Genomic DNA, 2,478 nt, shown 5'->3' on the forward strand with positions numbered 1-2,478 from the left:
ATCCTGGACAAACTCCGCGCGCAGCCTGAGCGAGGTCAGCGGCGTGCGCAGGTCGTGGCTGATCGCCGCCAGCATGCGCGTGCGGTCCTCGACGAAACGCTGCAGGCGCTCCTGCATGCGATTGAACGCCTCGGCGGTCTGGCGGATGTCGGCCGGCCCTGATTCCGGCAGCCGCGGCACAGCCTCGCCGCGGCCGAACAGTTCAGCGGCATTGGCGAGCCGTCGCAGCGGACGCGCGATTGCCTGCGCCCCGAAAATCGCGATGGCGGAGAGGATGAGTGCAGTGAGCGCCAGCGATATCGCCGATTGCGTCGTCCAGAAGGCGTTCGGCATTGCCTTGGCGTAGGCCGCATTCAGCCAGGTGCTGTCATCGAGGCGGACGGAAAGGCCCATGCCGTTTGGGGCGGCGTCCATATAAAGAAACTTGGCCGGCCGAGAGAAAGGCCTGCCATTGCCGGACAAATCCACCATGCGCGGCGGCACGGAAGGGTCGGCGGCATCGACTGCGCTCGAGGCCTGTCCGTTCACGTAGGCGGCATACTTCCCGGCAATCCCGGGCAGCGGCTTGGCGAGCTGGGTCAAGGCTTCCTGTTGCCAGGCGAGGGGATTGTTCGGTCCGCCGTCCGAGGTCCAGAAACGCGTATAGGCCGTGCCGCTGACGTTGAGGATGTCGGGCCGAAGCGAGGGCGGCGTGGTGTCCAGCAGAAGCGCAAGCGAGGACGTGCGACTGACGAACTCGCCCTTGGCCGCCGCGTGCAGGGCCTGTCCGCGCTCGTCCCACGAGATCAGGAATGTGATTGCCTGCGACAGGGCGAGCGCAAGCAGCACCAGCATGAGGAAGCGGGCCGCCAGGCTACGTCTCCACAACAGCATCATGCCGGAGCCACCTCGGCGGTGAAGCAGTAGCCGCCGCCCCAGTGCGTCTTGATCAGCATCGGACTCTTCGGGTCCGCCTCGATTTCTTGCGCAGCCGGCTCACCTGGTTGTCGACGGCCCGGTCGAACCCGTCGGCCGAGCGCCCAACCGTGAGGTCGAGCAGCTGATCCCGGCTGAGTACGATCCCGACATGCTCGATAAAGGCGGTGAGAAGGCGGAATTCAGCCGTGCTGAGCGCGACCGCCACGCCGTCGAGCCCGACCAGCTCGCGGCGGCCTACATTCAGCGTCCAGCGGTCGAACCGCAGCGCGTTCGATTTGAGACGACCGCGCTGCGGCGGCAGGCTGTGGACTCGCCTGAGCACGGCCTTAATCCGCGCCAGCAGTTCTCGCGGATTGAACGGCTTCGTCAGGTAGTCGTCGGCCCCGATCTCGAGGCCGACGATCCGGTCGATCTCCTCGGCCATGGCGGTAAGAAAGATGATTGGAACGTCCACCGTCCCGCGCACGTGCCGGCAGGCGGCAATGCCGTCCTCGCCAGGCATCATGACGTCGAGGACGATAAGATCGGGCAGGCTGCGGTCGAGCAGCCGCTTGAGCGCGGCCGTGCTGTCGGCGACGCTGACGCGATAACCTTGCTGGGTGAGGTATTTCCCGACGAGGTCGCGGATGTCCCTGTGGTCGTCGACGACCGCGATGTGCTGCGCCGCTTCCATACAATGCTCCAAAGCCGCCGCTGAATAGTCGGCCAGTATCGACGATATTTAGTTTGCGTCTACACGGATGATCACCTTCTGCGCCACGGCGGCAATCTCGTGCGGCATCAACAAAGCGTGAGAAGTGTAACGAGATGTATCAGAGCGCAGCGCCTGCGACAGCTTGCGATGAACTGCCGGTCGTCGGGACAAGGTTCTGCGACAGCTTCCGCCTAACTTGGCCTCGTCGCTAGCCCGGACTTCCGGTCTTTGCCGCCAGGCCATGCCGCGCGGCATCCAGACTGCGGTCCTCGCCAGCCTTTGATCGAAAGGATTGCACAATGGCCAGATTGATCATCAACGGCACGCCCCGTGACATCGAGGTCGATCCGGATACGCCGCTGCTGTGGGTGATCCGCGAGCAGATCGGGCTTACCGGCACGAAGTACGGTTGCGGCGTTGCCGCCTGCGGCGCCTGCACCGTCCATATAGACGGCGTCGCCACCCGCTCCTGCGTACTTCCGGTGAGCGCGGTCGAGCCGGACCAGCAAATCACCACCATCGAAGGGCTTTCGCCAGACAGTTCACATCCGGTCCAGCAGGCTTGGCTTGCGCTCGATGTGCCGCAATGCGGCTACTGCCAGGCCGGCATGATCATGGCTGCGGCGGGCCTGCTCATGCAGAACCCGAACCCCGCGGACGAGGACATCAACGCCGAGATCACAAATATCTGCCGCTGCGGCACCTACAACCGGGTGCGCGCCGCGATCAAGCTGGCCGCCAAAAGCGGCGAAGCCACGCAGCGCGGTTGAGGAGATCAGTCAGGAACGCCATAATTTCCATCTCCCGCCGCAGCTTCATCATCGGCGTGGCCTCCACGGCCGGCGGCCTGTCCCTCGGATTCAACG

2 protein-coding genes and 1 pseudogene are annotated in these 2,478 nt (G+C 64.8%); 1 reads left to right on the top strand and 2 read right to left on the bottom strand.

Annotated elements, in window-relative coordinates; all coding sequences use genetic code 11:
• The coding region (locus EOA86_RS30515; RefSeq protein ID WP_128345024.1) for a HAMP domain-containing protein at window positions 1-876 on the bottom strand (876 nt) is incomplete at its 3' end.
• A pseudogene (locus EOA86_RS30520) lies at window positions 873-1,591 on the bottom strand (response regulator). The pseudogene EOA86_RS30520 and the gene EOA86_RS30515, both read right to left, overlap by 4 nt.
• A 320-nt stretch (window positions 1,592-1,911) precedes the next feature.
• Here EOA86_RS30520 and EOA86_RS30525 point away from each other — a divergent pair.
• Window positions 1,912-2,382, top strand: a complete 471-nt coding sequence (locus tag EOA86_RS30525) for a (2Fe-2S)-binding protein (RefSeq protein WP_029352620.1) — start codon at window positions 1,912-1,914, stop codon at window positions 2,380-2,382.
• Window positions 2,383-2,478: the final 96 nt, after the last annotated feature.

The sequence above is a fragment of the Mesorhizobium sp. M5C.F.Ca.IN.020.32.2.1 genome (assembly GCF_004023105.1).
Classification (GTDB): Bacteria; Pseudomonadota; Alphaproteobacteria; order Rhizobiales; family Rhizobiaceae; genus Mesorhizobium; species Mesorhizobium wenxiniae.